Below are 25,969 nucleotides of genomic sequence, written 5' to 3' on the forward strand. Positions count from 1 at the left end.
AAAGCGGATGTAAAAAACGACATAAAAAAAAAGAGGCCCGAAGGCCCCTTCTTTGTTCCGGCAGTGTGGACGCTTACGCGTCCGGCGCTGCCTTGGCCGTCGGCTCACTGTTTTCGTAGATATACAGTGGCTTGGACTTGCCTTCAATCACGCTTTCATCGATGACGACTTTGCTCACTTCAGACTGCGAAGGGATTTCGTACATCGTGTCGAGCAGCACACCTTCGAGAATCGAACGCAGGCCACGGGCACCGGTTTTACGTTCCAGGGCACGTTTGGCGACCGATTTCAGTGCGTCGGTCCGGAACTCCAGATCTACGCCTTCCATCTCGAACAGCTTGGCATACTGTTTGGTCAGAGCATTTTTCGGCTCGGTGAGGATCTGCATCAACGCAGCCTCGTCGAGCTCGTCCAGCGTCGCAAGAACCGGCAGACGACCGACAAATTCCGGGATCAGACCGAACTTGACCAGATCGTCAGGCTCGACTTCACGCAGGGATTCACCGACTTTCTTGCCTTCTTCCTTGCTGCGCACTTCTGCGTTGAAACCGATGCCGCCCTTGGTGGAACGGTTTTGGATAACCTTTTCCAGACCAGAGAACGCGCCACCGCAGATGAACAGGATGTTACGGGTGTCGACCTGCAGGAATTCCTGCTGCGGATGCTTGCGACCACCTTGCGGCGGAACGGAAGCGACCGTGCCTTCGATCAACTTGAGCAAGGCCTGCTGCACGCCTTCACCGGAAACATCGCGGGTGATCGACGGGTTGTCGGACTTGCGGGAAATCTTGTCGATTTCGTCGATATAGACAATGCCCATCTGGGCCTTTTCCACGTCGTAATCGCACTTTTGCAGCAATTTCTGAATGATGTTCTCGACATCTTCACCTACGTAACCGGCCTCGGTGAGGGTGGTTGCGTCAGCGATGGTGAACGGAACGTTCAGCAGGCGGGCCAGTGTTTCGGCCAGCAGGGTTTTACCGGAGCCTGTCGGGCCGATCAGCAGGATGTTGCTCTTGCCGAGTTCGACGTCGTCAGCCTTCTTGTCACGCTGATTCAGGCGCTTGTAGTGGTTGTACACCGCTACGGCCAGAACCTTTTTCGCACGCTCCTGACCGATTACATACTGGTCAAGGATGCCGCTGATTTCTTTAGGCGAAGGCAATTTATGCGCGCTGCTTTCGGCCTGTGCTTCCTGCACCTCCTCGCGGATGATGTCATTGCACAGGTCGACGCACTCGTCGCAGATAAAGACCGAGGGGCCGGCAATCAATTTGCGCACTTCATGCTGGCTTTTGCCACAGAAGGAGCAATAGAGCAGCTTGCCGTTGTCCTCGCCGTTGCGGGTGTCAGTCATTCGTTCGATCCAAATCCGATAGGCTTGCAACACAAGATGAAGGCTATTGCGGGCTTTTTCAAGCCCGCTGGTGGCCGGACCTGCCGACCCACCTTATTTTGAGCTGCTTATTTTACGCAGGACGCTGGTTGATGACTTCGTCGATCAGGCCGTATTCCTTCGCAGCTTCTGCACTCATGAAGTTGTCGCGGTTGGTGTCACGCTCGATTTCCTCAAGCGTACGACCGCTGTGCTTGGCCATCAGCGTGTTCAGACGCTCGCGAATGAAGAGGATTTCCTTGGCATGGATTTCGATATCCGACGCCTGGCCCTGGAAACCGCCCAGTGGCTGGTGAATCATCACACGCGAGTTCGGCAGGCAGAAACGCTTGCCTGGAGCACCGGCCGTCAGCAGGAATGCACCCATGCTGCACGCCTGACCAATGCACGTCGTCGAGACGTTTGGCTTGATGAACTGCATGGTGTCGTAGATCGACATGCCCGCTGTCACCGAACCGCCCGGGGAGTTGATATAGAGATGGATGTCCTTGTCCGGGTTTTCCGCTTCAAGGAACAGCAATTGCGCACAGATCAGGTTGGCCATGTAGTCCTCTACAGGACCCACCAGAAAAATTACGCGCTCCTTCAGAAGGCGCGAGTAGATGTCATAGGCGCGCTCGCCACGAGCAGATTGCTCGACAACCATCGGGACCAGGCCGCCGGCGGCCTGGATATCAGAGTTCTGCTGAATATACGAATTACGGAACATGCTCTGCAGTCACTCCCAAATAGTTATGTCTTGAATACGCATAAGCCAGCTCGAAGGCTGGCTTATGTGTGTACTTCTTAACGCAAAAACAATCAGTCGGCTTTTGGAGCTTCTACCGGCTTGACCGCTTCTTCGTAAGAGACCGATTTGTCGGTCACGCTAGCTTTCTGCAGAACAGTATCCACAACTTGTTCTTCCAGCACAACCGAACGAACTTCGTTCAGTTGCTGCTCGTTCTTGTAGTACCAGGACACGACCTGCTCAGGTTCCTGGTAAGCCGAAGCCATTTCCTGAATCATTTCGCGAACGCGGGCTTCGTCAGGCTTCAGGTCGAATTGCTTGACCACTTCGGCCACGATCAGACCCAGCACTACACGGCGCTTGGCTTGCTCTTCGAACAGCTCGGCCGGCAGTTGGTCAGGCTTGATGTTGCCACCGAACTGCTGAACAGCCTGCACACGCAGACGGTCAACTTCGTTGGACAGCAGAGCCTTCGGCACTTCGATCGGGTTGGTGGCCAGCAGACCGTCCATTACCTGATTTTTTACCTTGGACTTGATGGCCTGACGCAGCTCACGCTCCATGTTCTTGCGAACTTCGGTGCGGAAACCGTCGATGCCGCTTTCCTTGATGCCGAATTGAGCGAAGAACTCTTCGTTCAGCTCTGGCAGCTTAGGCTCGGACACGGTGTTTACAGTCACGGTGAACTCGGCGGTTTTGCCGGCCAGGTCCAGGTTCTGATAGTCCTCAGGGAAGGTCAGGTTCAGCACGCGCTCTTCGCCCGCTTTAGCGCCCACCAGGCCTTCTTCGAAGCCCGGGATCATGCGACCGGAACCCAGCACCAGCTGAGTGCCTTTGGCCGAGCCGCCAGCGAAGGCTTCGCCGTCAACCTTGCCAACGAAATCAATGTTCAGCTGGTCTTCGTTCTGAGCGGCACGATCGGCCACTTCAAAACGGGTGTTCTGCTTGCGCAGGATGTCCAGCATCTTGTCCAGATCGGCGTCAGCCACTTCAGCGCTCAGACGCTCGACAGTGATGCCGTCGAAACCGGCAACAGTGAACTCAGGGAACACTTCGAATACGGCAACGTATTCCAGGTCTTTGCCAGCTTCCAGCGACTTCGGCTCGATCGAAGGCGAACCGGCAGGGTTCAGTTTCTGCTCAACCACGGCTTCGTAGAAGGAGGACTGGATGACATCACCAACAGCTTCCTGACGAGCGTCAGCACCGAAACGGCGCTTGATTTCGCTCATTGGCACTTTGCCTGGACGGAAGCCAGCAATCTTGGCCTTTTGGGCAGTCTGCTGCAGACGCTTGTTGACCTGGCTCTCAATGCGCTCAGCCGGCACGGTGACGCTCATGCGGCGCTCAAGAGCAGTAGTATTTTCAACAGAAACTTGCATGGATATTCCTCGTTGCACAGACGTTAGCCGGCCGTTTCCGACCCCAGAATCAAGGGCATGCATTCTAGTGGGTCAAACTCAAGAAGTCACCCTACTGAAAACGGGTAAAAAAACAGCAGGCCATTTATAGGTGTGAATGCAGCAATGCACTCCACCTCGAAGACGAATAAAGACCATCACGCCAAGGCTCTGCTTCAACCGCTTCTATATATAGAAGAGACTGCGAGCCATCTCCCTGACGGCTGATCCCGCGAACATGGCCGGCGGTCGGCACGCTGACAGCAAGCCCCTGAACACGACGAAACGCCCTGCCCTTCGACCCGAAACGCTGCGCGACAAACCACCAGCCGTAAAACAAAAAAGGCGCCAGACTGTTAAATCTGGCGCCTTTCGAAATATGGGGTGGACGATGGGGATCGAACCCACGACAACGGGAGTCACAATCCCGTGCTCTACCAACTGAGCTACGCCCACCATATTGCGTCACAAAAAAGCCATTCAACTTCTTTGCTGAACTTCATCAGGCCTGCGGCATGAATGAAGCTTTAATTGGTGCGGATGAAGAGACTCGAACTCTTACGCCTCGCGGCGCTGGAACCTAAATCCAGTGTGTCTACCAATTCCACCACATCCGCAGATGAAGCTTTTTAAAGCAAAGGCGCCAGATTGTTACATCTGGCGCCTTTCGAAATATGGGGTGGACGATGGGGATCGAACCCACGACAACGGGAGTCACAATCCCGTGCTCTACCAACTGAGCTACGCCCACCATATCGCGCTACTTGTGCCAAAGCTGCCTAATGGCGCACCCGGCAGGACTCGAACCTGCGACCATCCGCTTAGAAGGCGGATGCTCTATCCAGCTGAGCTACGGGCGCCTTATTAATCTGTACTCTTGGAGGACTACAAACTAAATGCTTTCCAGCTTCGCAGAACGCTAATTCCGCTCAACCTTCTTAACCAGTGCTAGGCTGTGCCCGACAAGTGCGACGAATAGTATAGAGCGCTCCCAAGGTCGTCAAATCCTTTTTGAAAAAATTCATTTAATTAAAGGAGTTAGGGGAATTTGCTGACCAAGCGCCTTTGCCCTCACCGTCTGACATGCGAGAATGCGTTCTCTTTTTTTCCCCTCTCGATGGTTAATCACGCGCAATGACTGCACAACTAATCGACGGCAAATCGATCGCCGCCAGCCTGCGCCAGCAGATCGCCCAACGAGTTGCCGAGCGTCGCCAGCAAGGCCTGCGCACTCCCGGCCTCGCGGTGATCCTGGTCGGCAGCGATCCTGCCTCTCAGGTTTATGTCTCGCACAAGCGTAAAGACTGTGAAGAGGTCGGCTTCCTCTCTCAAGCCTACGACCTGCCTTCCGAAACCACTCAAGAAGCGCTGACCGATCTGATCGATCGCCTCAACGACGACCCGGCCATCGACGGCGTGCTGCTGCAACTGCCGCTGCCCGAGCACCTGGACGCCTCCAAACTGCTGGAGCGCATTCGCCCGGACAAAGACGTCGATGGCTTCCATCCTTATAACGTCGGCCGCCTGGCCCAGCGCATTCCGCTGCTGCGTCCGTGCACACCAAAGGGCATCATGACCTTGCTGGAAAGCACCGGCGTTGACCTTTATGGTCTGGATGCGGTGGTGGTTGGCGCGTCGAACATCGTCGGCCGCCCGATGGCGATGGAACTGCTGCTGGCCGGTTGCACCGTGACCGTCACCCACCGCTTCACCAAGGACCTGGCCGGCCACGTCGGTCGCGCTGATCTGGTGGTGGTCGCCGCCGGCAAGCCGGGACTGGTCAAGGGTGAGTGGATCAAGGAAGGCGCGATCGTGATCGACGTCGGCATCAACCGTCAGGACGACGGCAAGCTGGTCGGTGACGTGGTGTATGAAACCGCCCTGCCCCGCGCCGGCTGGATCACTCCGGTCCCCGGCGGCGTTGGCCCGATGACCCGTGCTTGCCTGCTGGAAAACACCCTCTACGCGGCAGAAACCCTGCACGCCTGAGGCGTTTTTCCGCGGTAAAAGAACCCCGCCTTGTGCGGGGTTTTTCGTATCTGAGAAAAAACACTAACCGTTCGCCGGAAACCCCTCTTTTCACAGGCCTTTTCACGAGATTTTCAGGTCATTCAAACAACCATCGACAGATCTTCAGCCATACTCCTAGAATGCGACGCTTTGAAGAAATAACCCGTTACAAACTAACGGAATATCCAACCTTTATGAGTTCGCCCGCGTGAAAATTCGTCTTTCGATCCTGAGCCTGGTTTTTGCTTTTTCAGGCACATTCGTCACGCCAACGGTCAACGCCGCAGAAACTACCGCCGCGCCACGCGACGCTTCACAACTGAAGATCGCCTCCGGCAGCGCCCTGCTTATGGATTTGCAGACCAATAAAGTCATCTATTCGAGCAACCCGGATGTGATCGTACCGATCGCTTCGGTGAGCAAACTGATGACCGGACTGGTGGTGGTTGAAGCACACCAGAACATGGACGAATGGATCGACGTCGACATCAGCCACACGCCGGAAATGAAAGGCGTGTTCTCCCGAGTCAAACTGAAGAGCGAATTGCCGCGTCGCGAGATGCTGCTGATTGCCCTGATGTCCTCGGAGAACCGTGCGGCCGCCAGCCTCGCGCATCACTATCCAGGCGGTTACGCCGCGTTCATCGCCGCAATGAACGCCAAGGCCAAAGCGCTGGGCATGACCAATACGCACTATGTCGAGCCGACCGGGTTGTCGGAACGCAACGTGTCCACCGCCCGCGACTTGAGCAAACTGCTGGTCGCCGCGAGCAAGCATCCGATCCTCAGCGAGCTGACCACCACCAAGGAAAAAACCGTAGCGTTCCGCAAGCCCAATTACACCCTGGGTTTCCGCAACACCGATCACCTGGTGAACAAGGCTGACTGGGACATCAAGATCACCAAAACCGGCTTCACCAACCCGGCGGGTCATTGCCTGGTACTGGTGACGCGAATGAGCAACCGCCCGGTTGCCCTGGTGATTCTCGATGCGTTCGGCAAGTACACGCATTTTGCCGATGCCAGCCGAATCCGCAGCTGGATGGAAACCGGCCGGAGCGCCAGCGTTCCGGCAGTTGCGCAGCAATACAAGGCCGAGAAAAACCTCAAGTCGCGCCAGAGCGGCGTGGTCGAAGCCTCCAAGTAACCAGAAAAATCCAACTGTGGCGAGGGAGCTTGCTCCCGCTGGGACGCGTAGAGGACCTTCTTTTTTAACAGAAAAGGCCTGCTGCGCAGTCCAGCGGGAGCAAGCTCCCTCGCCACAGAGGTATTCAGCCAGTGGTTAAATACCCGTTATTCAATCATTGGGTAGCGGCATTTTGTCGTCGTCCGGAATGCCGTCACCAGCGCTCGGATCTGGCGTCAGCACATTAGGCCGCGCCAACGGATCGCGCAGCGGACTGTCCGGATCCAGCACAGGATCCACGTCGTCCTCAGGCGTGGTTGGCACGCTGTCCGGTTTTTTATCGTCGAAGCTGGAATCGGTACTCATACGCACCTCACTTCAGGGTTTCAGATCAGCCAAAGGATCGTAAGGCTTGGCCGGACGTTTACTGTCGTCGTCCGGTTGCACGTCTCGCGGCGCCTTGGCGGGGCCGACCGGATCAACTTGCGGATCGTCGAGATCCGGTGAATCCGGATCGAAACCCAGATCATGACCGGACGAATGCTCGCTTGAGTGTGGGCCTTTCGGGGATGGGGAATCTGCCATGCTCGCCTCCTGATTCACCCGCACATTCGGGCTCTATCAGTGAGAGGCCTGCCGGGCGTGAGGGTGCCCGGCAGATGACGAACGGAGCCTTAATGTGCGGCCAAGGCCTTTCTGGCTTGCGCCGCTTCACGTTCCTGCCCGGCCTGCGTCAGCTCGTCCGCGGCCTTGAGCCAGCGCTCGCGGTCGACTTCGGCAGGAATCTGCGACGGTTTCTGGATCAGTACTGCCCAGCCGCCGGATTTTTCGAAGGCGGATTCAAAGGAACTGAAACTCATCAGTTCGCGGCGATTCATCCCGGCGCGCAACAGCACCTTCTGTTTCAGCCGGTCATAACCGGAAAGGATCGCGTAACGCGGTTCAGCCCAGAACGCCGAGCCTTCACTAAAGCGCACCATCACCGGATAACCGGCCGCCACCTGAGTCAACAAGGCAGGCAGGTTCTTGTCCAGCGGGTAGACCACCATGCCGTAATCACGGGCCAGGTTCTGCAGATTCTGCTGCAACTGATCCTGTGCCCCCGGCAGATGCAACGGTTTTTCCAGCAGGCCCGGGGTGATCATGATGCCTTGCTGCGACAACAGGCTGGCCAGCACTTGCGGACCACTCTGATTGGCTTCGCCGCGATAGAACGTGCCGCTGAGTTCGACCCGTTCCGGCAGACGCTTGACCTGCGGCGCGACACTGCCCGCACACCCTGCCAACACGGCCGCACAACCGGCCACCAGCAACGCCCCTCGCAATCGAGAAAATACCTGCACCATCATCACTCTCGTCAGACGCCGGTCATCGTGTTCCGGCAACGCCTGCGATCATAGGGCGGCGCAGGCCTGCGGTATAGCCTTAAACCGCAGACCGATCGTTTGCATAGAGCGAACTGATTGGTCATTACCGACCTTTGGTCAATAGTCTGAAACACCCCATTGTCTAGACTGTCACTGAAACAGAGCGAATTGAAAAAGTGAGTGCCCGACGCAGGGCAAAGAGGAGGCACTGATGAGCCTGACCATGACTATCGTAATGCTGATCGCCGGCTGGCTGGCCGTGGCCACTGCCATGTTGTGGGGCGTGCTGCGGATTTCGCGGCGCCACCATCACCCGCAGCCACCTGTGGCGGTCGAAAAACCGCAAAAGCACAACGCACGGCACGCGACCGCACATTGATACTGCAAACGTTCCGCCCATAAAAAAGCCCCCTGAACGCTTGGCGCTCAGGGGGCTTTTGGCTGGTCAGCGCTTACGCCTGCTGCGCCAGTTTCTTCTGCTTCGCCCGGCGCGACATCATGTTCAGCACCTCAATCGCTGCCGAGAACGCCATGGCCGCGTACACATAACCTTTCGGTACGTGGGCGCCGAAGCCTTCGGCGATCAGCGTCATGCCGATCATGATCAGGAAGCCCAGCGCCAGCATCACCACCGTCGGGTTGTCGTTGATGAACTTGGCCAGCGGTTCAGCCGCAAACAGCATCACCATTACCGAGACCACCACTGCGATCACCATGATCGGCAAGTGCTCAGTCATGCCCACCGCAGTAATGATGCTGTCGATCGAGAACACCATGTCCAGCATCAGGATCTGACCGATCGCGGCAGCGAAGCCCAGGGTCACGGTCGATGTTGCGCTTTTCGGGTCTTCCGGCGCCGGGTCCATGCTGTGATGGATCTCGGTTGTGGCTTTCCACACCAGGAACAGACCACCGGCAATCAGGATCATGTCCTTCCAGGAGAACGCCTGGCCCATGATTTCGATCACGGGGGCAGTCAACTGCACGATGAAGGCGATGGTGCTCAACAGGGCCAGACGCAGAATCAGCGCCATGCCGATACCGATGCGCCGCGCCTTCTGCCGATGCTGCACGGGCAGTTTGTTGGTCAGGATCGAAATAAAGATCAGGTTATCGATGCCGAGCACGATTTCCATCACCACCAGTGTGGCCAAAGCAACCCAGGCGGCGGGGCTGGCGGCGAGTTCTAACAGATATTCCATGGGTCAGTCCTGACTCTGTGTAAGACGGTTTAGATGGTCTTGGAGGAAGATTCGGATTTTTCCGCGTCTTTTTCCGGTATTTCTTTTTTCTCGATCAGGCCGCCGGTGGCGTCGCTGAGCGCTTGTTCAGCAGCCTTGTGCGTGTCGTCGATCGCCTGTTTGGCGCTTTCGGCGGCCTTGCCCATCAACTGCTGGGCGCTTTTCTCGGCCTGATCGCAACCGGCCATAAGCAGTAAAGACGTAAACATCAACGCTGGAATTGTGTATTTCATGGGACTTCCTTCGAATGAACAGACAGGGTCACAGACCGCCCGTCGATGGCTGGGCATTCTAGGGAGACAAACACTTCAGGAAAATTCGTATTTTTAGCGGCTATACTTCGGTTTTTACGAATCCAATACCTTCAAAACAGAGGTCGTGGCTCGATGCTCAACTACCGACAACTGCATTACTTCTGGGTGGTCGCCAAAACCGGCAGCATCGTGCGTGCCTGCGAGCAGCTTAACCTCACGCCACAAACCATCAGCGGGCAGATTTCGCTGCTCGAACAAACCTACGGCATTGAACTGTTTCAACGGGTCGGCCGGCAGCTTGAGCTGACTGAGGCCGGACGTCAGGCCCTGCCCTACGCCGAGCAGATGTTCCAGCTGGGCGGCGAGCTGGAATTGATGCTGCGCGCCCAGCCCAACGAACAGCAGATCCTTTTTCGCGTCGGCGTGGCGGACGTGGTGCCCAAATCCATCGTCTACCGCCTGATCGCGCCGACCATGGAGCTGCACGAGCCACTGCGCATCACCTGCCGCGAAGACAAACTCGAACGCTTGCTGGCGGATCTGGCGATCCAGCGCCTGGACCTGGTGATTTCCGACAGCCCGATGCCGTCGCACCTCGACATCAAGGGTTACAGCCAGAAGCTCGGCGAATGCGGGATCAGTTTCTTCGCCACCACGAAGTTGGCGGCGCAATACGGGCAGGATTTCCCGCGCAGCCTCAACGGCGCACCGCTGTTGATCCCAGGCGCGGAAACCGTGGTGCGCAGCCGTTTGCAGCGCTGGTTTGCCGAGCAGCAGATCCAGCCGCGAATCGTCGGGGAGTTCGATGACAGCGCCCTGATGCAGGCCTTCGGCCAATCGGGCAGCGGGATCTTCATCGGTCCGAGCGTGATTGCCGATGAAGTCAAACGCCAGTACGGCGTCGAAGTGATTGGCCAGACCGATGCGGTGACCGAGTCGTTCTATGCCATTTCGGTGGAGCGCAAGGTCAAGCACCCCGGCATCGTTGCGATTACCGAAGGTGCCCGACGCGAGCTGTTTACCGCGTTATGACGCCTGGGCGCACGCGTCGCGCGGCTTGAGCGTCATCAACACCATGGCGAGGAACACCGACAACAGAATGAACCCGGCAGCGGCGAACCCCAGAAAACCGAGACCGGCACTGTCGATCACCCGCCCGCCGATCATCGCTCCGAGGCCGATCCCGAGGTTGGCCCCGGCGATATTCAGCGAGGCGGCAAAGGCTGGCGCTTCCGGTGCGGCCTTCATCAGGCGTACATGGCTGACCAGGAACAACGCAGCCTGGGTGATACCCCAGATGCCCATGGCCACCGCCAGCCCCACCGTCGAGTGAATGTTCGGCACCAGCGAGACCATGCCGGCAATCATGAACGCGCAGAACAACACCGAGGCGCCCAGTGGATGACGATCCACCGCGCGACCGCCCAGTGAGTTGCCGATCAGCCCGACCGCACCGAAGCCCATCAGGCACCAGCCAACCACCGTACCGTTGAACCCGGCCAGACGCTCAAGAATGTCGGCCAGATAGGTATAAGCGGTGAACATGCCGCTGAATACCAGGATCGACAATACGACATGGCCGATCATCAGCGGGTTGCGCAGGATCTTGAACTGCGAGGCGAAACTGACCTGATGCTGATGCAGACTGGTTTTCGGCAGGTAAACAAACAGCAGCAAGGCCTTGGCGAAAGCGATCACCGCCAGAATCGCGAATGCACTGCGCCAGCCGAACGCATCGGAAATCAAGGTGCCCACCGGAATGCCGAACACCGTCGCGCAAACAATGCCGAAGCCGATCTTGGCAATCGCGCGGCCGGCGTGATCCGGGCCGACGATGTCCACCGCAGTCTCACTGGCCAAGGCCCAGAACACCGGCAGGCCGAGCGCCGGGATCAACCGGGCGATGGCCATGACCCAGATGTTCGGCGCCAGCGCCGCAACGGTGTTGGCCAGGCCGAACATGATCAAAATCGTGATGAACAACTTGCGCCGCTCGAACCGGGCGAAATACGCGGTCAAAAATGGACCGAACATCGCCACCGTGAAAGCGAATAGAGTCACCAGCAAACCGGCCTGCGGAATGGTTACCGCCAGGTCGCGGGCAATGGCCGGCAACAGGCCGACGATGACGAATTCCGTGGTCAGCACCGTGAATCCGGCGGCGGACAACAGAAGAATGGGCAACAGCATGAGCAACTCCAGCAAAACGACGACACCAGCGATGACCAAGAGGCCCGCTGGCAGACTATGAAAATGAGGATGGCGAATCTTAACAGAGTGTTTCCGGGCTGACTTGCACAAACCTGCCGACTTGCCGATCAATCCGGTGGCAGATCGTCACAGGCCTGAAGGATAACGCCTACGCTGTGATAAAGTCCGCGCCCTGAAAAACGTACACCCTATTCAGCGGCCTGTTTAACAGCGTTGATGGCGCGTCAGCCCTTTCGGTTCGTGCCGGTGACCTGCCCCCCGATGTATCACCGGTTTCACGCAACCTTGCACCCTATAAAAAATCAGAGATGCCGTTATGACCGCTTCATCCCCTTCTCTATTGCAACGCCTGAAAAACCTCAGCCTGGTCACGCAGATCCTGATCGGCCTGATTGCCGGTATCGCTCTGGCGCTGTTCGCCCCGGAAGCGGCGAAAGGCTCGGCGTTCATCGGCAAAGTGTTCGTCTCGGCGCTGAAAGCCGTGGCGCCGATTCTGGTGTTCGTGCTGGTAATGGCGTCGATCGCCAACCACAAGCACGGTCAGGAAACCCATATCCGGCCGATCCTGTTTCTGTATCTGCTCGGCACATTCGCTGCGGCGGTGGTTGCGGTGGTGGCCAGCATGGCGTTTCCCTCGCATCTGGTGCTGTCCACCGACAACGTCGCGGTGACGGCGCCGGGCGGGATCACTGAAGTCCTGCAGAGCCTGCTGTTGAGCGTGGTTGACAACCCGGTCAGCGCGCTGATGAATGCCAACTTCATCGGCATTCTGGCCTGGGCGATCGGCATGGGCGTCGCGATTCGCCACGCCGGTGACACCACCCGCGAAGTGCTCGGCGACCTGTCCAATGGCGTGACGCTGATCGTGCGCGTGGTGATTCGCTTCGCACCTCTGGGCATTTTCGGTCTGGTGGCTTCGACTCTGGCCACTTCAGGCTTCGGTGCACTGATCGGTTACGCGCATCTGCTGGGCGTGCTGCTGGGCTGCATGCTGTTCGTCGCGCTAGTGATGAACCCGCTGATCGTGTTCTGGAAACTGCGTCGCAACCCGTACCCATTGACCCTCAAGTGCCTGCGCGAAAGCGGGATCACCGCGTTCTTCACCCGCAGCTCGGCGGCGAACATTCCGGTTAATCTGGAATTGAGCAAGCGCCTGGGCCTGCACGAAGACACCTACTCGGTCTCGATCCCATTGGGCGCAACCATCAACATGGCCGGCGCGGCGATCACCATCACCGTGCTGACCCTGGCCGCCGTGCACACGCTGGGGATTGCCGTGGACATCCCGACCGCGATCCTGCTCAGCGTTGTCGCGGCGATCTGCGCCTGTGGCGCCTCGGGCGTGGCCGGCGGCTCGCTGCTGCTGATTCCACTGGCGTGCAGCCTGTTTGGCATTCCGAGCGAGATTGCCATGCAGGTGGTGGCGGTCGGTTTCATCATTGGGGTGTTGCAGGACTCGGCGGAGACGGCGTTGAATTCGTCTACCGATGTGCTGTTTACCGCCGCGGCGTGCCTGGGTGAAGAGGCGAAAGCCCAGCGCACCGCATAACCCCTGTAGGAGTGAGCCTGCTCGCGATAGCGGTGTGTCAGTCACATCGTCTCGGTATGACACACCGCTATCGCGAGCAGGCTCACTCCTACAAAAAACAAAAGCCCGCCAAGGCGCAAACCTTGGCGGGCTTTTTTGTAGCTGGGTGTTTTAGTACGCGCCCATGTAATCGCGTTTACCCACTTCAACACCATTGTGGCGCAGCAGCGCGTAGGTGGTGGTGACGTGGAAGAAGAACTGCGGCAGACCGTAGCTCAGCAGGTAAGCCTGGCCGCTGAAGCGCTTCTCTTTCGGGGTGCCCGGACGAGTCACGATCTCGATGCCTTCCTTGCCATTGATCTGCTCCGGCTTGATCTCGCCGATGTAGGCCAGAACCTTGGCGATCAGCGCCTGCAGCTCGGCGAAAGTGGTTTCGGTGTCGTCATATTTCGGGATTTCGACTTCGGCCAGACGCGAGGAAACGCCCTTGGCGAAGTCGACGGCGATCTGCACCTGACGCACCAGCGGGAACATGTCCGGGTACAGGCGCGCTTGCAGGAAGGCGTTCGGGTCGATGTTTTTCTCGGTGGCGTGGGCTTCAGCCTTTTTCAGGACATCGCTCAGGGCGTTGAGCATTTGTTGAAAAACCGGGACGGATGCGGCGTACAGGGAAATGGTCATGGCAGTCTCGTGTGGTGGCTGGGTGGAACGTGGAGGCGATTATAGCCATGCTTGATGACCACACGGCTTGCCTTTTGTTAGCCAAGGATTAGGCTAGGCGCCTTCGACTGCTGAGGGAACGCGCGATGACCACCGAACTTGCAACCACCACCGACGAACCACGGCTCACCGCCACGGAAATCCGCATCCTGGGTGCGCTGATCGAAAAACAGGCCACCAGCCCGGAAACCTATCCGCTGACCCTCAATGCGCTGGTGCTGGCCTGCAATCAGAAAACCAGCCGTGAACCGGTGATGAACCTGACTCAAGGCCAGGTTGGCCAGAGCCTGCGGGCGCTGGAAAGCCACGGTTACGCCAAACTGGTCATGGGCAGTCGCGCCGACCGCTGGGAGCACAAGCTCGACAAGGCGCTGGAACTGGTGCCGGCCCAAGTGATTCTCACTGGCCTGATGTTCCTGCGTGGCCCGCAGACAGTGAATGAGCTGCTGACCCGCAGCGGCCGGATGCATGACTTCGAAGATGCCGAGCAAGTGATGCATCAGCTTGAGCGCCTGATCGCGCGCGGACTGGCGGTGTTGATTCCACGTCAGGCCGGTCAGCGCGAAGACCGCTACACCCATGCGCTGGGCGATCCGGCGGATATCGAGGCGATCCTGGCGACGCGGCAGAATCCTGGGGAACGCTCGACCAGCGGTGTGTCAGTTGAACGCATTGAAGAGCTGGAAGCACGAATTGCCGCACTGGAAGAACGCCTGGCGCGCCTCGAATAATCACCCCCAATCCTATGGTGGGAGCGGGCTTGCTCGCGAAGGGGCTGTGTCAGTCGAATCACTGTCAATGACACACCGCATTCGCGAGCAAGCCCGCTCCCACAGGGTCTGCACCAAGCCGAAGATCTCTATTTATTCACCATCCCAGTAATCCACACCATCCGCCTGCCGCGCCACGGCAACAAAACCTGACGCATTGCCCTCGGCATCAACCTTGAAATTGTCCATCACCGCGTATTTGTTGGAGTCTGGGTATTCACAGATATCCGGTTGCTGCTGGGTGCTGACCGCCAGGTAACGCAGCTCCGCGTCGCTGGTGTTGATGATCTGATGCGCCGTTTCCGGGCCGCCCGGCGGGCAGGCGATCACGTCGCCCGCGCGGATCGGAAAGCGTTCGGCTCCTAACCGCACTTCGCCCTCCCCGGCCACCACATAGAACATCTCTTCATTGACCCGATGGCTGTGAAACGGACTGCCGCGCATGCCTGGCGGCAAGGCGTACAACCGATAGCCGAGTTTCTGCGCACCAAGCTGCTGGCCGATGCGCGCCATGCGTTGTTGATAGCGGCCAGCGGTTTCGCCTTCCGGGGCAAGGGCTTCGGGCAGGGATTCGAGTTCGACCTGGTGCAGGTTGAGGATGGGCGGATGCATGGGGAGCCTCGATCAGGTTTTTTATGAGGGGCAAGTCTGGGCTTGCTGAGGCCGCAGTATAGGCAACCGACTAACAACCGAGTCGCGGCCTTCGCGAGCAAGCCCGCTCCCACAGGATTTGTGGTTGCTCACCTGGTTGTGTTGCAACCTGATACCTGTGGGAGCGGGCTTGCTCGCGAAGAGGCCCGATGGATCAGCGCAAAACTCAATGATCAGCTGCGAGCAAATGCCACCGCCGCCGCAAACTGCTCTTCATTTGGCCGCACCCCGGTGTACAGCACAAACTGCTCCAGCGCCTGGATCGCAATCACTTCCAGCCCGGTAATCACCTTCTTGCCCTCAGCCCGCCCACGCACGATTAGCGGCGTCTCGGACGGAATCGCTACCACATCGAACACGATCCCGGCGGCCTGGATCACTTCAGGCTCGAACGCCAGTTGCCCGGCCTCCGGCCCGCCGTCCATGCCCAACGGGGTGACGTTGATCAGCATCTGCGGCCGCTCGTCGCCGAGCTCCGCCTGCCAGCGATAGCACAGCGAGTCCGCCAGTGCCCGTCCGGCGCGCTCGTTACGCGCAACGATCAAGCCATTCTTGTAGCCACCATCGCGCAAGGCACTCGCCACTGCTTTGGCCATGCCGCCGCTGCCGCGCAGGGCAAACGTCGTGTCTTGCGGTACCGCGTGGGTTTCCAGCAATTGCGCGATGGCGATGTAATCGGTGTTGTAAGCCTTGAGATGGCCGTGGGTGTTGACGATGGTATTGATCGACTGGATCGCCGCTGCCGACGCATCCAGCTCATCGACCAGCGCGATGCAGGCTTCCTTGAACGGCATCGACACCCCGCAACCACGAATCCCCAGCGCACGAATGCCGCCGACGGCCCCCGGCAGGTCCTGACTGCTGAACGCCTTGTAATAGAAGTTCAGGTCCAACTGCTCATACAAATGGTTATGAAAGCGCAGACCGAAATTCCCCGGGCGCCCCGACAGGGACATGCACAGCTGGGTGTCTTTGTTGGGATTCATCTGCATGAAACTTCTCCTTCAAAACGGACTTTCGGATGGACGGAGTTAGCCATTCCATCGGGTTCTGGACGATCATAAGCGCCTGTCTGCAACGGGCCGCGTGCCCCTTTGACCGACTGGTAAAGAAGCCGGTACAGACCTTACACAAAATTTACCCAGCGGCTGTGCTGATTTTCAGAATTTCGCTGTCATAGAAGTATCCCCGCGACAACTTTGGGCCTGGTGCAGGCCCGGACGCCGGGTCGAAGAACCGAGGAATTATCATGATTCGTAAACTCCCCATCGTGGCCTTGTTGATTGGTGCATTCGCTATCACAGGTCAGGCAGAAGCCCACGGCGGTGGCTGGCAGGGTCCGGCAGTGTTTGGTGCGATCGTCGGCTCGGCCATCATCGGCTCCGCGTTGATCAACCAGGACCGGCCGGTCTACGTGCAACAGCCTGTTTACGCTCAACCGGCACCGGTTTATGTGCAACCGCCACCGGTCTACTACCAGCCGGCCCCGGTCTACGTGCAACAACCTGTTTACGTGCCTGGCCCGGTCTACTACGGCCCACCACGCGGCTACTACGGCCGACCACACGGCTACTACGGTGGCCCGCGCTGGTAATCGCAACCGACAAGCCCCGCTTTATAGCGGGGCTTTTTTATGACCGTCGGTCGGGCAAAGTCTGAAAAAATCTCGTCAAGGTCGCTGTGAGGACAGTTCCAGCAGCTAAAGTCGGCATGATGGACTTGACCGTTGGGGGCAAAACACAGAACGGTCATCTATTTGTCATGACGGAACCGCAATCTGAATCCGTCCGTAAACAACAGGTTGATAAAAACAAGGACGACCCATGCCTACACAAAATCCGCACCGCATCGTCGGCCTGTGCACTTCAAGCAAGGTGTACAGCGCGTTGACTGAACTGAAACACCTGGAAGGCCACCGCTGCGCCAAGTTTCTTTCGCTGCTGGCGGAGAATCTCGTGCACAAGGGCCTGCTCAATGAGCACGAAGTGGTGCACATGCTCGACCAGGTTGTCGACTGATGCAGTCCTCACTGTGATCAATGACCACTATCGAAAGCGTTGATTGTCCCTGAGCGCAGCGAATCCCTAAGGTAGCTCCACAGATTGATGGAGGTACTTGTCATGGCTCAGGTTCAAATCATGTCGGTAATCGGCAGCGCTGTTCCGGCATCGCTCAGAGCGTCGGGATTGCTCGCCTGCTGGTATGTGGTGCGCGATGGCGAGCCGATCAGCGGCCCGCTCACTTCGCTGCCCGCGGCGCAGGCCCTGTCGCAGAAAATCGTCAGCGGCCGATTCCACGCTTAAGGCAACTGGACTTTCGGTTTGGTCTCGATGAACAACGCCCAACTGGACATGAACAGCGCTGCGATCAGCGGCCCGATCACGAAACCGTTGAGGCCGAACACTGCGAGGCCGCCAAGGGTCGAGATCAGGATCATGTAATCCGGCATGCGCGTGTCCTTGCCGACCAGGATCGGGCGCAGCACGTTGTCCACCAGACCGATCACAAACACCCCGAACAGCCCCAGCACCACGCCTTGCCAGATCATCCCGCTGAGCAGGAAGTACACCGCCACCGGCGCCCAGACGATTCCCGCACCCACCGCCGGCAACAGCGACAGAAAGCCCATCAGCACCGCCCACAGCAACGCGCTGGGGATGTCGAGAAACCAGAAAATCGCCCCACCCAATGCGCCCTGAGTGACCGCCACCACCAGGTTGCCCTTGACCGTCGCGCGTACCACCCGATTGAACTTCAACTGCAAACGGCGTTTGTGGCTCTCTTCCAACGGCACCGCAGTGCGTACCTTGCGCACCAGCTCGGCGCCATCGCGCAGAAAGAAAAACAGCAGGTACAGCATGATGCCGAAGCTGACCACGAACTCGAATGTGCCTTGACCGAAACTGAACGCCTGACTGGCCAGCACCTGACTGCCCTGCATCGACGCCTTGACGATTTTCTCGCGCAAACCGTTCAACTCGCCCATGCCGAAGCGATCGAGCAAATGCTGAAAATACGGCGGTAAGCTGTGTTTGAACTGTGCCAGATAGGCACCGATGTCCAGTTGGCCGCTTTCGATGTTGTTGTAAACCGTCGCGCCTTCCTGGACCAACAGGATGCTGAGGATGATCACCGGCAGAATCGCGATCACCAGGCAGATGCCCAGCGTGCAGAGCGCTGTCAGGTTGCGCCGCCAGCCAAATTTGAGCTGTAACTTGCGCTGCATCGGCGCAAACAGAATGCCGAGAATCACCGCCCAGAACACCGCGCCGTAGAACGGCAGCAGAATCCAGATGAAGGCGACCGTCACCAACAGCAACAGCACGGTGAGGGATTTGAATTGCAGGGTTTTTTCGTTCATGTCCGATCCATGTCAGTCAGGCGTCTCGCACGCCCCGAACCTTAGTCAGCCGGGGCGCGCGCGAGTGCCATCTTTGTTCATGGAGCATAGATTGCCTGGACGAAGCAGCCCGGCTAATCAGCGCAACGGCAGTTTGACGATCTGCGCAGTGCTCAACACGTCGCCGAAGGTGTCTTCGACTTCCGCCAGCGCGGCCTTGTGCAGCGAATCCTTGTCGATAAACACGCCGTTGGCGCGAGTGATGGCGCGGGTCGCCGAGGCATCGGACGCGACAATCACGTTGTAGCCCAAAGGCGCGGCGTCCCGCGCGGCACCCGCCACACAGGCGTGGGTCATCAGGCCGGAAATGATCAGGGTCTGGATGCCGGCGTTTTTCAATTGCTGGTCAAGGTCGGTGCTGGCGAACACGCTGACGGTGCTCTTTTGCAGCACCACGTCTTGCGGGCGCGGCTGCATGTCCGGGTGAAATTTGACGGTCTGGCCATCGACGGCAAATACCGGCGAACCGGCCGGCGCGACGTGCTGCACGTGATACACCGGGATCTTGTGACTGTCAGCGAAAGTGATCAGCTCATGGGTTTTCGCCAGGGCAGCGGCACCGTCCGGGATCGGCATCCGGCCGCTGAAATATTCATTCTGGAAGTCGATCACCACCAGCGCAGACTTGCCCGCTGGCAGATGATCGACCGGTGTAGCGCCGGACAATGCCCGAATGGTCGGGTGGTTGTCGGCCATCGCTGCGCTGCTGGCCATTACACCGGAAAATGCACAAGCGGTGAGAAAGCGGCGAGTAAAGTTCTGCATGGGAAAGTCCTGCCTCGGTTGATTTGACAAGCGAATCTTAAGCAGCCACCGCCGCACCGAACACAATGAAACCGGCACATGATCTGTGCCCTTTCTGCACAGATAAAGTCCACGCACTCAAACGTAGATCCAGATCAATAAACCGCACTTGCCACTGCACTACCCTGCCGCGCTTTTGCGACCGATGCCGCCATGATCCCTGAACTCCCCCTCGCCGCCCCGGAACTGCTCGCCCCTGCCGGCACCCTGAAGAACATGCGCTATGCCTTCGCCTACGGTGCCGATGCGGTCTACGCCGGCCAGCCGCGCTACAGCCTGCGGGTGCGCAACAACGAGTTCGACCACGCCAACCTCGCCCTCGGCATTCGCGAAGCGCAGGCACAGGGCAAGCGCTTCTACGTGGTGGTCAACATCGCCCCGCACAACGCCAAACTGAAGACCTTCCTCAAGGATCTGGCGCCAGTGATCGAGATGGCGCCGGACGCGCTGATCATGTCCGACCCGGGCCTGATCATGCTGGTGCGCCGGCATTTCCCGCAGATGCCGATCCACCTTTCGGTGCAGGCCAACACGGTGAACTGGGCGAGTGTCGAGTTCTGGCAGCAACAGGGGCTGAGCCGGATCATTCTGTCGCGGGAGCTGTCGCTGGAAGAAATCGGCGAAATCCGTGAACAGGTACCGGGCATGGAACTGGAAGTGTTCGTCCATGGCGCACTGTGCATGGCCTACTCCGGGCGCTGCCTGCTGTCGGGCTACATGAACAAGCGCGACGCCAATCAGGGCACCTGCACCAACGCCTGCCGCTGGAAGTATTCGGCGCAGCAAGCCACGGAAAACCAGCTCGGCGAGATCGTGCAGACCTTCCAGCCGGAGCCGACCCTGGGCATCGGCGCGCCGACCGATCAGGTGTTCCTGCTGCAGGAAGCCAATCGCCCCGATGAATTAATGCCCGCTTTTGAAGACGAGCACGGCACCTACATCATGAACGCCAAGGATCTGCGCGCGGTGCAGCATGTCGAACGCCTGACGCGCATGGGCGTGCATTCGCTGAAGATCGAGGGCCGGACCAAATCGCACTTCTATTGCGCACGCACCACCCAGGTCTATCGCCGGGCAATTGATGATGCGATGGCCGGGCGCGAGTTCGACCGCAGTCTGATGACCGATCTGGAATCACTGGCCCAGCGCGGCTACACCGAAGGTTTCCTGCGTCGCCATGTGCATGACGAATACCAGAATTATCAGAACGGCAGCTCGGTGTCCGAGCGTCAGCAGTTCGTTGGCGAACTCACCGGCGAACGCCGCGACCGGTTGGCCGAGGTCAAAGTGAAGAACCGTTTTGCCTTGGGCGATCATCTGGAACTGATGACACCCAAGGGCAATTTCCACTTCGATCTGCACCAGTTGCAGAGTGCCAAGGGTGAAACCATTGAAGTCGCCCCCGGCGACGGGCACACGGTTTACCTGCCAATTCCGGATGCGGTGGATTTGCGCTTTGGCCTGCTGATGCGCGACCTGACTCCTTGACCCCCTCCCCTGTAGGAGCTGTCGCAGGCTGCGATCTTTTGATCTTGTTCTTCAATAACAAAGTCAAAAGATCGCAGCCTTCGGCAGCTCCTACACAGGGAATGCGGGCGTAGCGGAATCAGAGGAATTCTTCACGCAACATCGCCACAAACGCTTCACGCGCCGGGTGTACCCCGGCGTTTTCGTGCCAGTAAAACAGGTTGTCGATCGCCGTCAGTTCGGGAAACTCATACCCCACGCATCCAGCGCCCTTGGCGTATTGCTCGAACACGCCTTTAGGCACCAAGGCCACGCCGGCGCCAGCACTCACGCAACCGACAATCGCCCCATAACTCGCCAGGCTGACAATCGGCAGCGCCTGCCCCTGACGCAACAACCAGTGCTCCAGCGCCGCCCGATACGGGCAACCCTGCGGCCACATGAACACGGTTTTGTCCTGCAGATCGTGGATGTCGCGCACGGGGCCGAATGACGTCGAGGCAATCAGCAGCAATTCTTCGCGGTACATCGGCGTGCGTTTCAGTTGCGAACGCTCGACGTCCACCGCGACGATGGCGCCGTCGAGGCGATGGCTGACGGTGTCGTCGAGTAATTGGCCCCAGGTGCCAGTGGTCAATTCCAGCGCCACCTGCGGATAGCGCTGGTGAAACTTGGCCAACAGCCGCGGCAATCGCCCGGTGGCCGAGGACTCGATCGCGCCGATACGCAGCGGGCCGGACGGTTCGGCGGCGGGATCCACCGCGCGCTTGGCTTCGGCGGTCAGCGCCAGAATCCGCTCCGCATACGCGAGAAACGTCTGTCCCGCCGGACTGATCCGCAGCCCGCGTCCCTCGCGCAGAAACAGTGCGACGCCGAGTTCCGCCTCAAGCGCCTTGATCCGTGCGGTGATGTTCGACGGTACACAAAACAGCTTTTCAGCGGCCCGGGCAATGCTGCCCTCGTCGGCCACGGTCTTGAACATGCGGATCTGCGCCAGCTCCATACTCATCACTCAAAGTGAACATTCAGCGCAGTATAAGTCAGTTGCGGAGACTTGTCGGCCGCCCGGATACTCGGCGCATCAACCCTTGCGGTGCGCCGATCATGCCGTCTCCTTCTCCCTTGAAAATCATTCTGGCCATGGCGTTCGTGGTCGGCTGCTGGGCCTATTCGCCGACCGGCATTCACATCGGCCTGCAAGCCTACGACCCCGGGCATCTGGCGCTGCTGCGGTTTCTTTTGGCGTCGGTGTTCATGGCTGTCATCGCTGCCTTCAAAGGTATTCGCCTACCGCAACGGCGCGATGTGCCGCTGCTGTTCGCTTTGGGCTTGTTCGCGGTCAGCCTGCATCACGTGGCGCTGAACATCGGCCAGCAAAGTGTCAGCGCCGGCGCCTCCAGCGTACTGGCGCAGTCGAGCCCGCTGTTCAGTACGCTGCTGGCGCGTTACGTGTTCAAGGATCAGGTCAGTGTCTGGCGATGGGGCTGCGTCTTGCTGGGACTGGTCGGGGTGGTGATCGTGGTCAGCGCCGATCGGGGCCTGGGGCAGATCGACGCGCATGGCTTGCTGATTCTGCTGGCGGCGCTGTCATGGAGCATTTATTTCGCCCTGCAAAAACATCACGCCCGACGTTATGACGGCTTCAGTCTGGCCTGCTATGCGGTGTGGTCGGGGACGTTGCTGTTGCTGATTTATCTGCCGGGGCTGGGTGCGGCGGTAGTCAAAGCACCACTGCGAGTGCAATGGGCGGTGCTGGCGCTGGGGGTGTTTCCCAGCGCGCTGGCGTATCTGGCCTGGGGCTTTGTGCTCAGGCATGTGGACTTGAGCCGGGCGACGATGACGTTGTACCTGATACCACCGACGGCGATGGGGATTGCTTCACTGGGATTGGGCGAGCGACCGACGCTGATGGTGCTGGCGGGGTCGGCGGTGGTGTTGATCAGTGTGCTGGCGTTGAATCTGGAGCGGCGGGTGGAGGGTCGACCGGTTGAGGTCTGATCGAGGTTTTTTACTGAGGCTGATGACCCCATCGCGAGCAGGCTCACTCCTACAGGGGGATGCGTTCTACCTGTGGGAGCGAGCTTGCTCGCGAAAGGGCCGGCGCAGACTATAAATATCTCATGCCGGGTTAGCCTCAGCGCCTGTCATCCGACAATGGCGTCGGCTCATCCGCCGGTGGCACATCATCATCGTCCGCCGCCGGGTCCTTCCAGTCTTCCGGCCGATCGGCATCACTCAACGGATCGCGCCCCGGACTCATGCCCGGCGGCGCATCGTGATCGGCCAGTGTCGGCTCATCCGTGCCGGGTACCGGACGGGTTGGATCGGTCGGCAACACACCACCCTGAAACAGCAAATCATTAGCCATGACACACCTCACCAAGGAGGTCCGGAGAACCCGGGCCATACAGCTTGGAAGCGTGCCTGCGCAGGCGGTGCTATCGAGCAGACCAACGGCAATCAGCCCTGCGCACTGAAGCGGTCGCGGCTGTTGGTCAGGTGCAGCCACATGGCCGCGCGCGCCGCGTCCGGATCCTGCCGCTTGATCGCATTCAGGATCGCTTCGTGCTCCAGATGGGCCAACTGCCCCAGCTTGCTCAGATCCGCCGCGCCACGCTCGGCAGCGTTGAGCCGCTGACGTGGAATCATCGCGCTGCCCAAGTGCTGCATGATTTCGCTGAAGCAGACGTTGCCGGTGGCTTCGGCAATAAGCAAATGAAAGCGTCGGTCGGCCTCGACACAACTGTCGTTGCTGTCCAGCAGACGCTGATAGTCATCCAGCGCCTGACGCATCTGCAGCAATTGCTGCTCACTGCGACGTGACGCGGCCAACGCCGCGGCCTGTGTCTCCAGGCCCATGCGCAATTCAAGAATGCTGCGCACCCCGAGCGCGGTGTCGACATTCAGCCGCAAGCCCTGCTCGGCAGCGCGCTCGATGACAAAACTGCCGATGCCGTGCCGCGTCTCGACCAGCCCCGACGCCTGCAACTTGGAAATCGCTTCGCGCACGACCGTGCGACTGACGCCGTGCTCCTGAACGATGGCGTTCTCCGACGGCAGCTTGTCACCGGGCGACAGCCGGCCGAGCAGGATGCTCTGGGTGAGTTTTTCCACCAGATCGTGTGCGAGGTTGTGCGCACGTTTGGGCGCGGGGGCGTCGAGGTCTTCTTGCATGTTCGGTTCCGGTGATCGGGGCTTGCCGATCGTAGCACTGCGGGGTGGCTGACGAGTCGATTTTAGCGCCGAAACCGCCTTCAACTTGTATGACAACACTCAATAAATCGAAAAAAACGCAACAACCAAGCGCTACGCCCTGTTTGAGCATTTGGATCGTGAACCCCAAGAGGCGCGTCTGACGGCCGCGATTAAAACCAATAAAAACGGGGAAAAACACCAAAAAGAAATAAAGAATTCGTTCACCAGACAAATTTAATCGCTCCACCCCACTTGTAGGACAAAAAATCTCAGTTGTATGATGTCTATCAACAACGCACCATCCAGCCCTACCCCGCATAAAAATAATCAGTGGGAGAAAACCAAGTGAAAACCTCCGTCTCCGGGATGAACGAGGGCGTCGATTCGACACTCGCGTCCGCCATCTCGAAAGTGAAACGCCACGTCCTGCCGCTCTTCGTGATCATGTTCATCGTCAATTACATTGACCGGGTGAACATCGGTTTCGTCCGCACTCACATGGAACATGATCTGGGCATCGGGGCTGCCGCCTACGGCTTCGGCGCCGGTCTGTTCTTCATCGGTTACGCGCTGTTCGAAGTGCCGTCCAACATGCTTTTGCAAAAAGTCGGCGCGCGTATCTGGCTGACCCGCATCATGCTCACCTGGGGCCTGGTCGCCGCCGGCATGGCGTTCATCCAGAACGAAACGCACTTTTACATCCTGCGCTTTCTGCTCGGCGTGGCCGAGGCCGGGTTCTTTCCCGGGGTGATCTACTACTTCACGCGCTGGCTACCCGGCGCCGAACGCGGCAAGGCGATTGCAATTTTCCTCAGTGGTTCGGCAGTCGCCTCGCTGATCTCCGGCCCGTTGTCCGGCCTGCTCTTGCAGATCAACGGCCTCGGCATGCACGGCTGGCAATGGATGTACTTCATCGAGGGGATGTTTTCCGTCGGGCTGTGCGTGTTTGTGTGGTTCTGGCTCGACGCCAAACCGCATGACGCGAAATGGCTGACCCGCGCCGAACAGGACACACTGGTCAGCGCCATCGATGATGAACAGAAGGCCCGCGAAGCCGCGACGCCGATCCGCCCGTCAATGGGCAAACTGCTCAAGGACCGGCAAATCATCCTGTTCTGCCTGATCTACTTTTTCATTCAGCTGACGATCTACGCCGCGACGTTCTGGCTGCCGAGCATCATCAAGAAAATGGGTGAGATGAGTGACTTCCAGGTCGGGCTGTTCAACTCGATCCCGTGGCTGCTGTCGATCGTCGGCATGTACGCCTTCGCCGCTTTCTCGGCCAAGTGGAAGCACCAGCAAGCCTGGGTCGCCACCGCGTTGTTGATCGCCGCAGCAGGGATGTTCATGTCCACCACCGGCGGGCCGATCTTCGCCTTTGTCGCGATCTGTTTTGCCGCGCTGGGCTTCAAGTCCGCCTCATCGTTGTTCTGGCCGATTCCGCAGGCCTATCTGGATGCACGGATCGCCGCGGCAGTGATCGCACTGATCAACTCGGTAGGCAACCTCGGCGGCTTCGTCGCGCCGACCACCTTCGGCTTGCTCGAAGAACACACCGGCTCGATTCAGGGCGGCCTCTACGGCCTGGCCGCGACCTCGATCATCGCCGCGATCATCGTCTTCGCTGCACGCACCACCCCGAAACCCGCTGCTGACCTCGCCGTGGCCGAGGCCGCGCCAAAGCACGCATGACTTCCTT

General features: G+C 59.0%; 29 protein-coding genes and 4 tRNA genes. 12 read left to right on the top strand and 21 right to left on the bottom strand.

What is annotated here, in order from left to right; all coding sequences use genetic code 11:
* Positions 1-73: 73 nt before the first annotated feature.
* The 7 genes from clpX to V3W27_RS14765 all read right to left on the bottom strand — a co-directional run bounded on the left by clpX (position 74) and on the right by V3W27_RS14765 (position 4,386).
* Positions 74-1,357, bottom strand: a complete 1,284-nt coding sequence (clpX, locus tag V3W27_RS14735; protein WP_003223632.1) for an ATP-dependent Clp protease ATP-binding subunit ClpX — start codon at positions 1,355-1,357, stop codon at positions 74-76.
* A gap of 112 nt (positions 1,358-1,469) precedes the next feature.
* Positions 1,470-2,105 (bottom strand): ATP-dependent Clp endopeptidase proteolytic subunit ClpP, encoded by a 636-nt coding sequence (clpP, locus tag V3W27_RS14740; RefSeq protein WP_007951559.1) that lies wholly within the window; start codon positions 2,103-2,105, stop codon positions 1,470-1,472.
* A gap of 92 nt (positions 2,106-2,197) precedes the next feature.
* Complete coding sequence (gene tig / locus V3W27_RS14745) at positions 2,198-3,508, bottom strand: trigger factor (RefSeq protein WP_027614582.1); 1,311 nt, start codon at positions 3,506-3,508, stop codon at positions 2,198-2,200.
* Between the two features lie 398 nt (positions 3,509-3,906).
* Positions 3,907-3,982, bottom strand: a tRNA-His gene (locus tag V3W27_RS14750).
* Positions 3,983-4,058: 76 nt separating this feature from the next.
* A tRNA-Leu gene (locus V3W27_RS14755) sits at positions 4,059-4,143 on the bottom strand.
* Positions 4,144-4,201: 58 nt separating this feature from the next.
* A tRNA-His gene (locus V3W27_RS14760) sits at positions 4,202-4,277 on the bottom strand.
* A gap of 32 nt (positions 4,278-4,309) precedes the next feature.
* Positions 4,310-4,386, bottom strand: a tRNA-Arg gene (locus tag V3W27_RS14765).
* Positions 4,387-4,660: 274 nt separating this feature from the next.
* On the opposite strand from V3W27_RS14765, the gene folD reads away from it, so the two are divergent.
* Both folD and pbpG read left to right on the top strand, forming a co-directional pair.
* Positions 4,661-5,515, top strand: coding sequence for a bifunctional methylenetetrahydrofolate dehydrogenase/methenyltetrahydrofolate cyclohydrolase FolD (gene folD / locus V3W27_RS14770; RefSeq protein ID WP_003223627.1), 855 nt, complete (start codon positions 4,661-4,663; stop codon positions 5,513-5,515).
* A 229-nt stretch (positions 5,516-5,744) separates the two neighbouring features.
* Complete coding sequence (gene pbpG / locus V3W27_RS14775) at positions 5,745-6,683, top strand: D-alanyl-D-alanine endopeptidase (protein WP_047597458.1); 939 nt, start codon at positions 5,745-5,747, stop codon at positions 6,681-6,683.
* Between the two features lie 150 nt (positions 6,684-6,833).
* On the opposite strand, the gene V3W27_RS14780 is transcribed toward pbpG, so the two are convergent.
* From V3W27_RS14780 to V3W27_RS14790, 3 genes are all read right to left on the bottom strand, one after another.
* Positions 6,834-7,028, bottom strand: a complete 195-nt coding sequence (locus V3W27_RS14780; RefSeq protein ID WP_047291581.1) for a hypothetical protein — start codon at positions 7,026-7,028, stop codon at positions 6,834-6,836.
* Positions 7,029-7,040: 12 nt separating this feature from the next.
* Complete coding sequence (locus V3W27_RS14785; RefSeq protein WP_027613904.1) at positions 7,041-7,247, bottom strand: DUF6021 family protein; 207 nt, start codon at positions 7,245-7,247, stop codon at positions 7,041-7,043.
* A gap of 89 nt (positions 7,248-7,336) precedes the next feature.
* Positions 7,337-8,008, bottom strand: coding sequence for a peptidase C39 family protein (locus V3W27_RS14790; protein ID WP_330206960.1), 672 nt, complete (start codon positions 8,006-8,008; stop codon positions 7,337-7,339).
* Positions 8,009-8,252: 244 nt separating this feature from the next.
* Between V3W27_RS14790 and V3W27_RS14795 the strand changes: the two genes are divergently transcribed.
* A complete protein-coding gene (locus V3W27_RS14795) occupies positions 8,253-8,408 on the top strand; it encodes a hypothetical protein (RefSeq protein WP_179353273.1) in 156 nt (51 codons plus the stop codon).
* 73 nt (positions 8,409-8,481) lie between these two features.
* Here the strand turns inward: V3W27_RS14795 and V3W27_RS14800 are convergent, their stop codons facing one another.
* Together V3W27_RS14800 and V3W27_RS14805 are read right to left on the bottom strand one after the other, a co-directional pair.
* Positions 8,482-9,231: a TerC family protein gene (locus tag V3W27_RS14800; RefSeq protein ID WP_027613902.1), complete on the bottom strand. Its 750-nt coding sequence runs from the start codon at positions 9,229-9,231 to the stop codon at positions 8,482-8,484.
* 29 nt (positions 9,232-9,260) lie between these two features.
* Positions 9,261-9,503, bottom strand: coding sequence for a hypothetical protein (locus V3W27_RS14805; protein ID WP_330206916.1), 243 nt, complete (start codon positions 9,501-9,503; stop codon positions 9,261-9,263).
* 153 nt (positions 9,504-9,656) lie between these two features.
* Here V3W27_RS14805 and nhaR point away from each other — a divergent pair, with 153 nt between their 5' ends.
* Positions 9,657-10,556 (top strand): transcriptional activator NhaR, encoded by a 900-nt coding sequence (nhaR, locus tag V3W27_RS14810; RefSeq protein WP_134785956.1) that lies wholly within the window; start codon positions 9,657-9,659, stop codon positions 10,554-10,556.
* On the opposite strand, the gene V3W27_RS14815 is transcribed toward nhaR, so the two are convergent.
* Positions 10,551-11,714, bottom strand: a complete 1,164-nt coding sequence (locus V3W27_RS14815; protein ID WP_330206917.1) for an MFS transporter — start codon at positions 11,712-11,714, stop codon at positions 10,551-10,553. The two genes, nhaR and V3W27_RS14815, sit on opposite strands and share 6 nt — an antisense overlap.
* Before the next feature lie 337 nt (positions 11,715-12,051).
* Here V3W27_RS14815 and sstT point away from each other — a divergent pair, with 337 nt between their 5' ends.
* A complete protein-coding gene (sstT, locus tag V3W27_RS14820; RefSeq protein WP_027613899.1) occupies positions 12,052-13,284 on the top strand; it encodes a serine/threonine transporter SstT in 1,233 nt (410 codons plus the stop codon).
* A 150-nt stretch (positions 13,285-13,434) separates the two neighbouring features.
* Here the strand turns inward: sstT and V3W27_RS14825 are convergent, their stop codons facing one another.
* Positions 13,435-13,944, bottom strand: a complete 510-nt coding sequence (locus V3W27_RS14825) for a DUF1993 domain-containing protein (RefSeq protein ID WP_007965386.1) — start codon at positions 13,942-13,944, stop codon at positions 13,435-13,437.
* 125 nt (positions 13,945-14,069) lie between these two features.
* Here V3W27_RS14825 and V3W27_RS14830 point away from each other — a divergent pair, with 125 nt between their 5' ends.
* Positions 14,070-14,714, top strand: a complete 645-nt coding sequence (locus V3W27_RS14830) for a YceH family protein (RefSeq protein ID WP_330206918.1) — start codon at positions 14,070-14,072, stop codon at positions 14,712-14,714.
* 132 nt (positions 14,715-14,846) lie between these two features.
* Here the strand turns inward: V3W27_RS14830 and V3W27_RS14835 are convergent, their stop codons facing one another.
* Together V3W27_RS14835 and V3W27_RS14840 are read right to left on the bottom strand one after the other, a co-directional pair.
* Positions 14,847-15,365, bottom strand: a complete 519-nt coding sequence (locus V3W27_RS14835; RefSeq protein ID WP_330206919.1) for a cupin domain-containing protein — start codon at positions 15,363-15,365, stop codon at positions 14,847-14,849.
* Positions 15,366-15,577: 212 nt separating this feature from the next.
* Entirely contained in the window at positions 15,578-16,396 is an 819-nt protein-coding gene (locus tag V3W27_RS14840) for a shikimate 5-dehydrogenase (protein ID WP_330206920.1), read from the bottom strand.
* Positions 16,397-16,653: 257 nt separating this feature from the next.
* Here V3W27_RS14840 and V3W27_RS14845 point away from each other — a divergent pair, with 257 nt between their 5' ends.
* The 3 genes from V3W27_RS14845 (at position 16,654) to V3W27_RS14855 (ending at position 17,707) form a co-directional block, all read left to right on the top strand.
* Entirely contained in the window at positions 16,654-16,998 is a 345-nt protein-coding gene (locus V3W27_RS14845; protein WP_330206921.1) for a hypothetical protein, read from the top strand.
* Between the two features lie 229 nt (positions 16,999-17,227).
* Complete coding sequence (locus V3W27_RS14850) at positions 17,228-17,422, top strand: hypothetical protein (RefSeq protein WP_047597446.1); 195 nt, start codon at positions 17,228-17,230, stop codon at positions 17,420-17,422.
* A 102-nt stretch (positions 17,423-17,524) separates the two neighbouring features.
* On the top strand, positions 17,525-17,707 hold the full coding sequence (locus V3W27_RS14855) for a hypothetical protein (RefSeq protein ID WP_330206922.1): 183 nt from the start codon (positions 17,525-17,527) through the stop codon (positions 17,705-17,707).
* Here the strand turns inward: V3W27_RS14855 and V3W27_RS14860 are convergent.
* The gene (locus V3W27_RS14860) at positions 17,704-18,765 is read right to left on the bottom strand and encodes an AI-2E family transporter (protein WP_027613894.1); all 1,062 of its coding nucleotides are present in this window, start codon (positions 18,763-18,765) and stop codon (positions 17,704-17,706) included. The genes V3W27_RS14855 and V3W27_RS14860 overlap by 4 nt on opposite strands.
* 117 nt (positions 18,766-18,882) lie before the next feature.
* Positions 18,883-19,569 (bottom strand): cysteine hydrolase family protein, encoded by a 687-nt coding sequence (locus V3W27_RS14865; RefSeq protein ID WP_330206923.1) that lies wholly within the window; start codon positions 19,567-19,569, stop codon positions 18,883-18,885.
* 192 nt (positions 19,570-19,761) lie between these two features.
* On the opposite strand from V3W27_RS14865, the gene trhP reads away from it, so the two are divergent.
* Positions 19,762-21,096: a prephenate-dependent tRNA uridine(34) hydroxylase TrhP gene (trhP, locus tag V3W27_RS14870; protein WP_330206924.1), complete on the top strand. Its 1,335-nt coding sequence runs from the start codon at positions 19,762-19,764 to the stop codon at positions 21,094-21,096.
* A gap of 118 nt (positions 21,097-21,214) precedes the next feature.
* Here trhP and V3W27_RS14875 read toward each other — a convergent pair whose 3' ends face one another.
* Positions 21,215-22,078: a LysR family transcriptional regulator gene (locus V3W27_RS14875; RefSeq protein ID WP_096797757.1), complete on the bottom strand. Its 864-nt coding sequence runs from the start codon at positions 22,076-22,078 to the stop codon at positions 21,215-21,217.
* A 101-nt stretch (positions 22,079-22,179) separates the two neighbouring features.
* Here V3W27_RS14875 and V3W27_RS14880 point away from each other — a divergent pair, with 101 nt between their 5' ends.
* Entirely contained in the window at positions 22,180-23,073 is an 894-nt protein-coding gene (locus V3W27_RS14880) for a DMT family transporter (RefSeq protein ID WP_330206925.1), read from the top strand.
* Positions 23,074-23,209: 136 nt separating this feature from the next.
* Here the strand turns inward: V3W27_RS14880 and V3W27_RS14885 are convergent, their stop codons facing one another.
* Both V3W27_RS14885 and V3W27_RS14890 read right to left on the bottom strand, forming a co-directional pair.
* Positions 23,210-23,443, bottom strand: a complete 234-nt coding sequence (locus V3W27_RS14885) for a hypothetical protein (protein WP_097087777.1) — start codon at positions 23,441-23,443, stop codon at positions 23,210-23,212.
* 92 nt (positions 23,444-23,535) lie between these two features.
* The gene (locus tag V3W27_RS14890; protein WP_103369508.1) at positions 23,536-24,249 is read right to left on the bottom strand and encodes a FadR/GntR family transcriptional regulator; all 714 of its coding nucleotides are present in this window, start codon (positions 24,247-24,249) and stop codon (positions 23,536-23,538) included.
* A gap of 366 nt (positions 24,250-24,615) precedes the next feature.
* Here V3W27_RS14890 and V3W27_RS14895 point away from each other — a divergent pair, with 366 nt between their 5' ends.
* On the top strand, positions 24,616-25,962 hold the full coding sequence (locus V3W27_RS14895; protein ID WP_330206926.1) for an MFS transporter: 1,347 nt from the start codon (positions 24,616-24,618) through the stop codon (positions 25,960-25,962).
* Positions 25,963-25,969: the final 7 nt, after the last annotated feature.

The sequence above is a fragment of the Pseudomonas sp. AM14(2022) genome (genome assembly GCF_036346455.1).
Taxonomy (GTDB): domain Bacteria; phylum Pseudomonadota; class Gammaproteobacteria; order Pseudomonadales; family Pseudomonadaceae; genus Aquipseudomonas; species Aquipseudomonas putida_A.

Coding starts and splice junctions, on each gene's coding strand:
- clpX (WP_003223632.1), bottom strand. CDS start 1,357: ATGACTGACACCCGCAACGGCGAGGACAACGGCAAGCTGCTCTATTGC.
- clpP (WP_007951559.1), bottom strand. CDS start 2,105: ATGTTCCGTAATTCGTATATTCAGCAGAACTCTGATATCCAGGCCGCC.
- tig (WP_027614582.1), bottom strand. CDS start 3,508: ATGCAAGTTTCTGTTGAAAATACTACTGCTCTTGAGCGCCGCATGAGC.
- folD (WP_003223627.1), top strand. CDS start 4,661: ATGACTGCACAACTAATCGACGGCAAATCGATCGCCGCCAGCCTGCGC.
- V3W27_RS14780 (WP_047291581.1), bottom strand. CDS start 7,028: ATGAGTACCGATTCCAGCTTCGACGATAAAAAACCGGACAGCGTGCCA.
- V3W27_RS14785 (WP_027613904.1), bottom strand. CDS start 7,247: ATGGCAGATTCCCCATCCCCGAAAGGCCCACACTCAAGCGAGCATTCG.
- V3W27_RS14790 (WP_330206960.1), bottom strand. CDS start 8,008: ATGGTGCAGGTATTTTCTCGATTGCGAGGGGCGTTGCTGGTGGCCGGT.
- V3W27_RS14795 (WP_179353273.1), top strand. CDS start 8,253: ATGACTATCGTAATGCTGATCGCCGGCTGGCTGGCCGTGGCCACTGCC.
- V3W27_RS14800 (WP_027613902.1), bottom strand. CDS start 9,231: ATGGAATATCTGTTAGAACTCGCCGCCAGCCCCGCCGCCTGGGTTGCT.
- V3W27_RS14805 (WP_330206916.1), bottom strand. CDS start 9,503: ATGAAATACACAATTCCAGCGTTGATGTTTACGTCTTTACTGCTTATG.
- nhaR (WP_134785956.1), top strand. CDS start 9,657: ATGCTCAACTACCGACAACTGCATTACTTCTGGGTGGTCGCCAAAACC.
- V3W27_RS14815 (WP_330206917.1), bottom strand. CDS start 11,714: ATGCTGTTGCCCATTCTTCTGTTGTCCGCCGCCGGATTCACGGTGCTG.
- sstT (WP_027613899.1), top strand. CDS start 12,052: ATGACCGCTTCATCCCCTTCTCTATTGCAACGCCTGAAAAACCTCAGC.
- V3W27_RS14825 (WP_007965386.1), bottom strand. CDS start 13,944: ATGACCATTTCCCTGTACGCCGCATCCGTCCCGGTTTTTCAACAAATG.
- V3W27_RS14830 (WP_330206918.1), top strand. CDS start 14,070: ATGACCACCGAACTTGCAACCACCACCGACGAACCACGGCTCACCGCC.
- V3W27_RS14835 (WP_330206919.1), bottom strand. CDS start 15,365: ATGCATCCGCCCATCCTCAACCTGCACCAGGTCGAACTCGAATCCCTG.
- V3W27_RS14840 (WP_330206920.1), bottom strand. CDS start 16,396: ATGCAGATGAATCCCAACAAAGACACCCAGCTGTGCATGTCCCTGTCG.
- V3W27_RS14845 (WP_330206921.1), top strand. CDS start 16,654: ATGATTCGTAAACTCCCCATCGTGGCCTTGTTGATTGGTGCATTCGCT.
- V3W27_RS14850 (WP_047597446.1), top strand. CDS start 17,228: ATGCCTACACAAAATCCGCACCGCATCGTCGGCCTGTGCACTTCAAGC.
- V3W27_RS14855 (WP_330206922.1), top strand. CDS start 17,525: ATGGCTCAGGTTCAAATCATGTCGGTAATCGGCAGCGCTGTTCCGGCA.
- V3W27_RS14860 (WP_027613894.1), bottom strand. CDS start 18,765: ATGAACGAAAAAACCCTGCAATTCAAATCCCTCACCGTGCTGTTGCTG.
- V3W27_RS14865 (WP_330206923.1), bottom strand. CDS start 19,569: ATGCAGAACTTTACTCGCCGCTTTCTCACCGCTTGTGCATTTTCCGGT.
- trhP (WP_330206924.1), top strand. CDS start 19,762: ATGATCCCTGAACTCCCCCTCGCCGCCCCGGAACTGCTCGCCCCTGCC.
- V3W27_RS14875 (WP_096797757.1), bottom strand. CDS start 22,078: ATGGAGCTGGCGCAGATCCGCATGTTCAAGACCGTGGCCGACGAGGGC.
- V3W27_RS14880 (WP_330206925.1), top strand. CDS start 22,180: ATGCCGTCTCCTTCTCCCTTGAAAATCATTCTGGCCATGGCGTTCGTG.
- V3W27_RS14885 (WP_097087777.1), bottom strand. CDS start 23,443: ATGGCTAATGATTTGCTGTTTCAGGGTGGTGTGTTGCCGACCGATCCA.
- V3W27_RS14890 (WP_103369508.1), bottom strand. CDS start 24,249: ATGCAAGAAGACCTCGACGCCCCCGCGCCCAAACGTGCGCACAACCTC.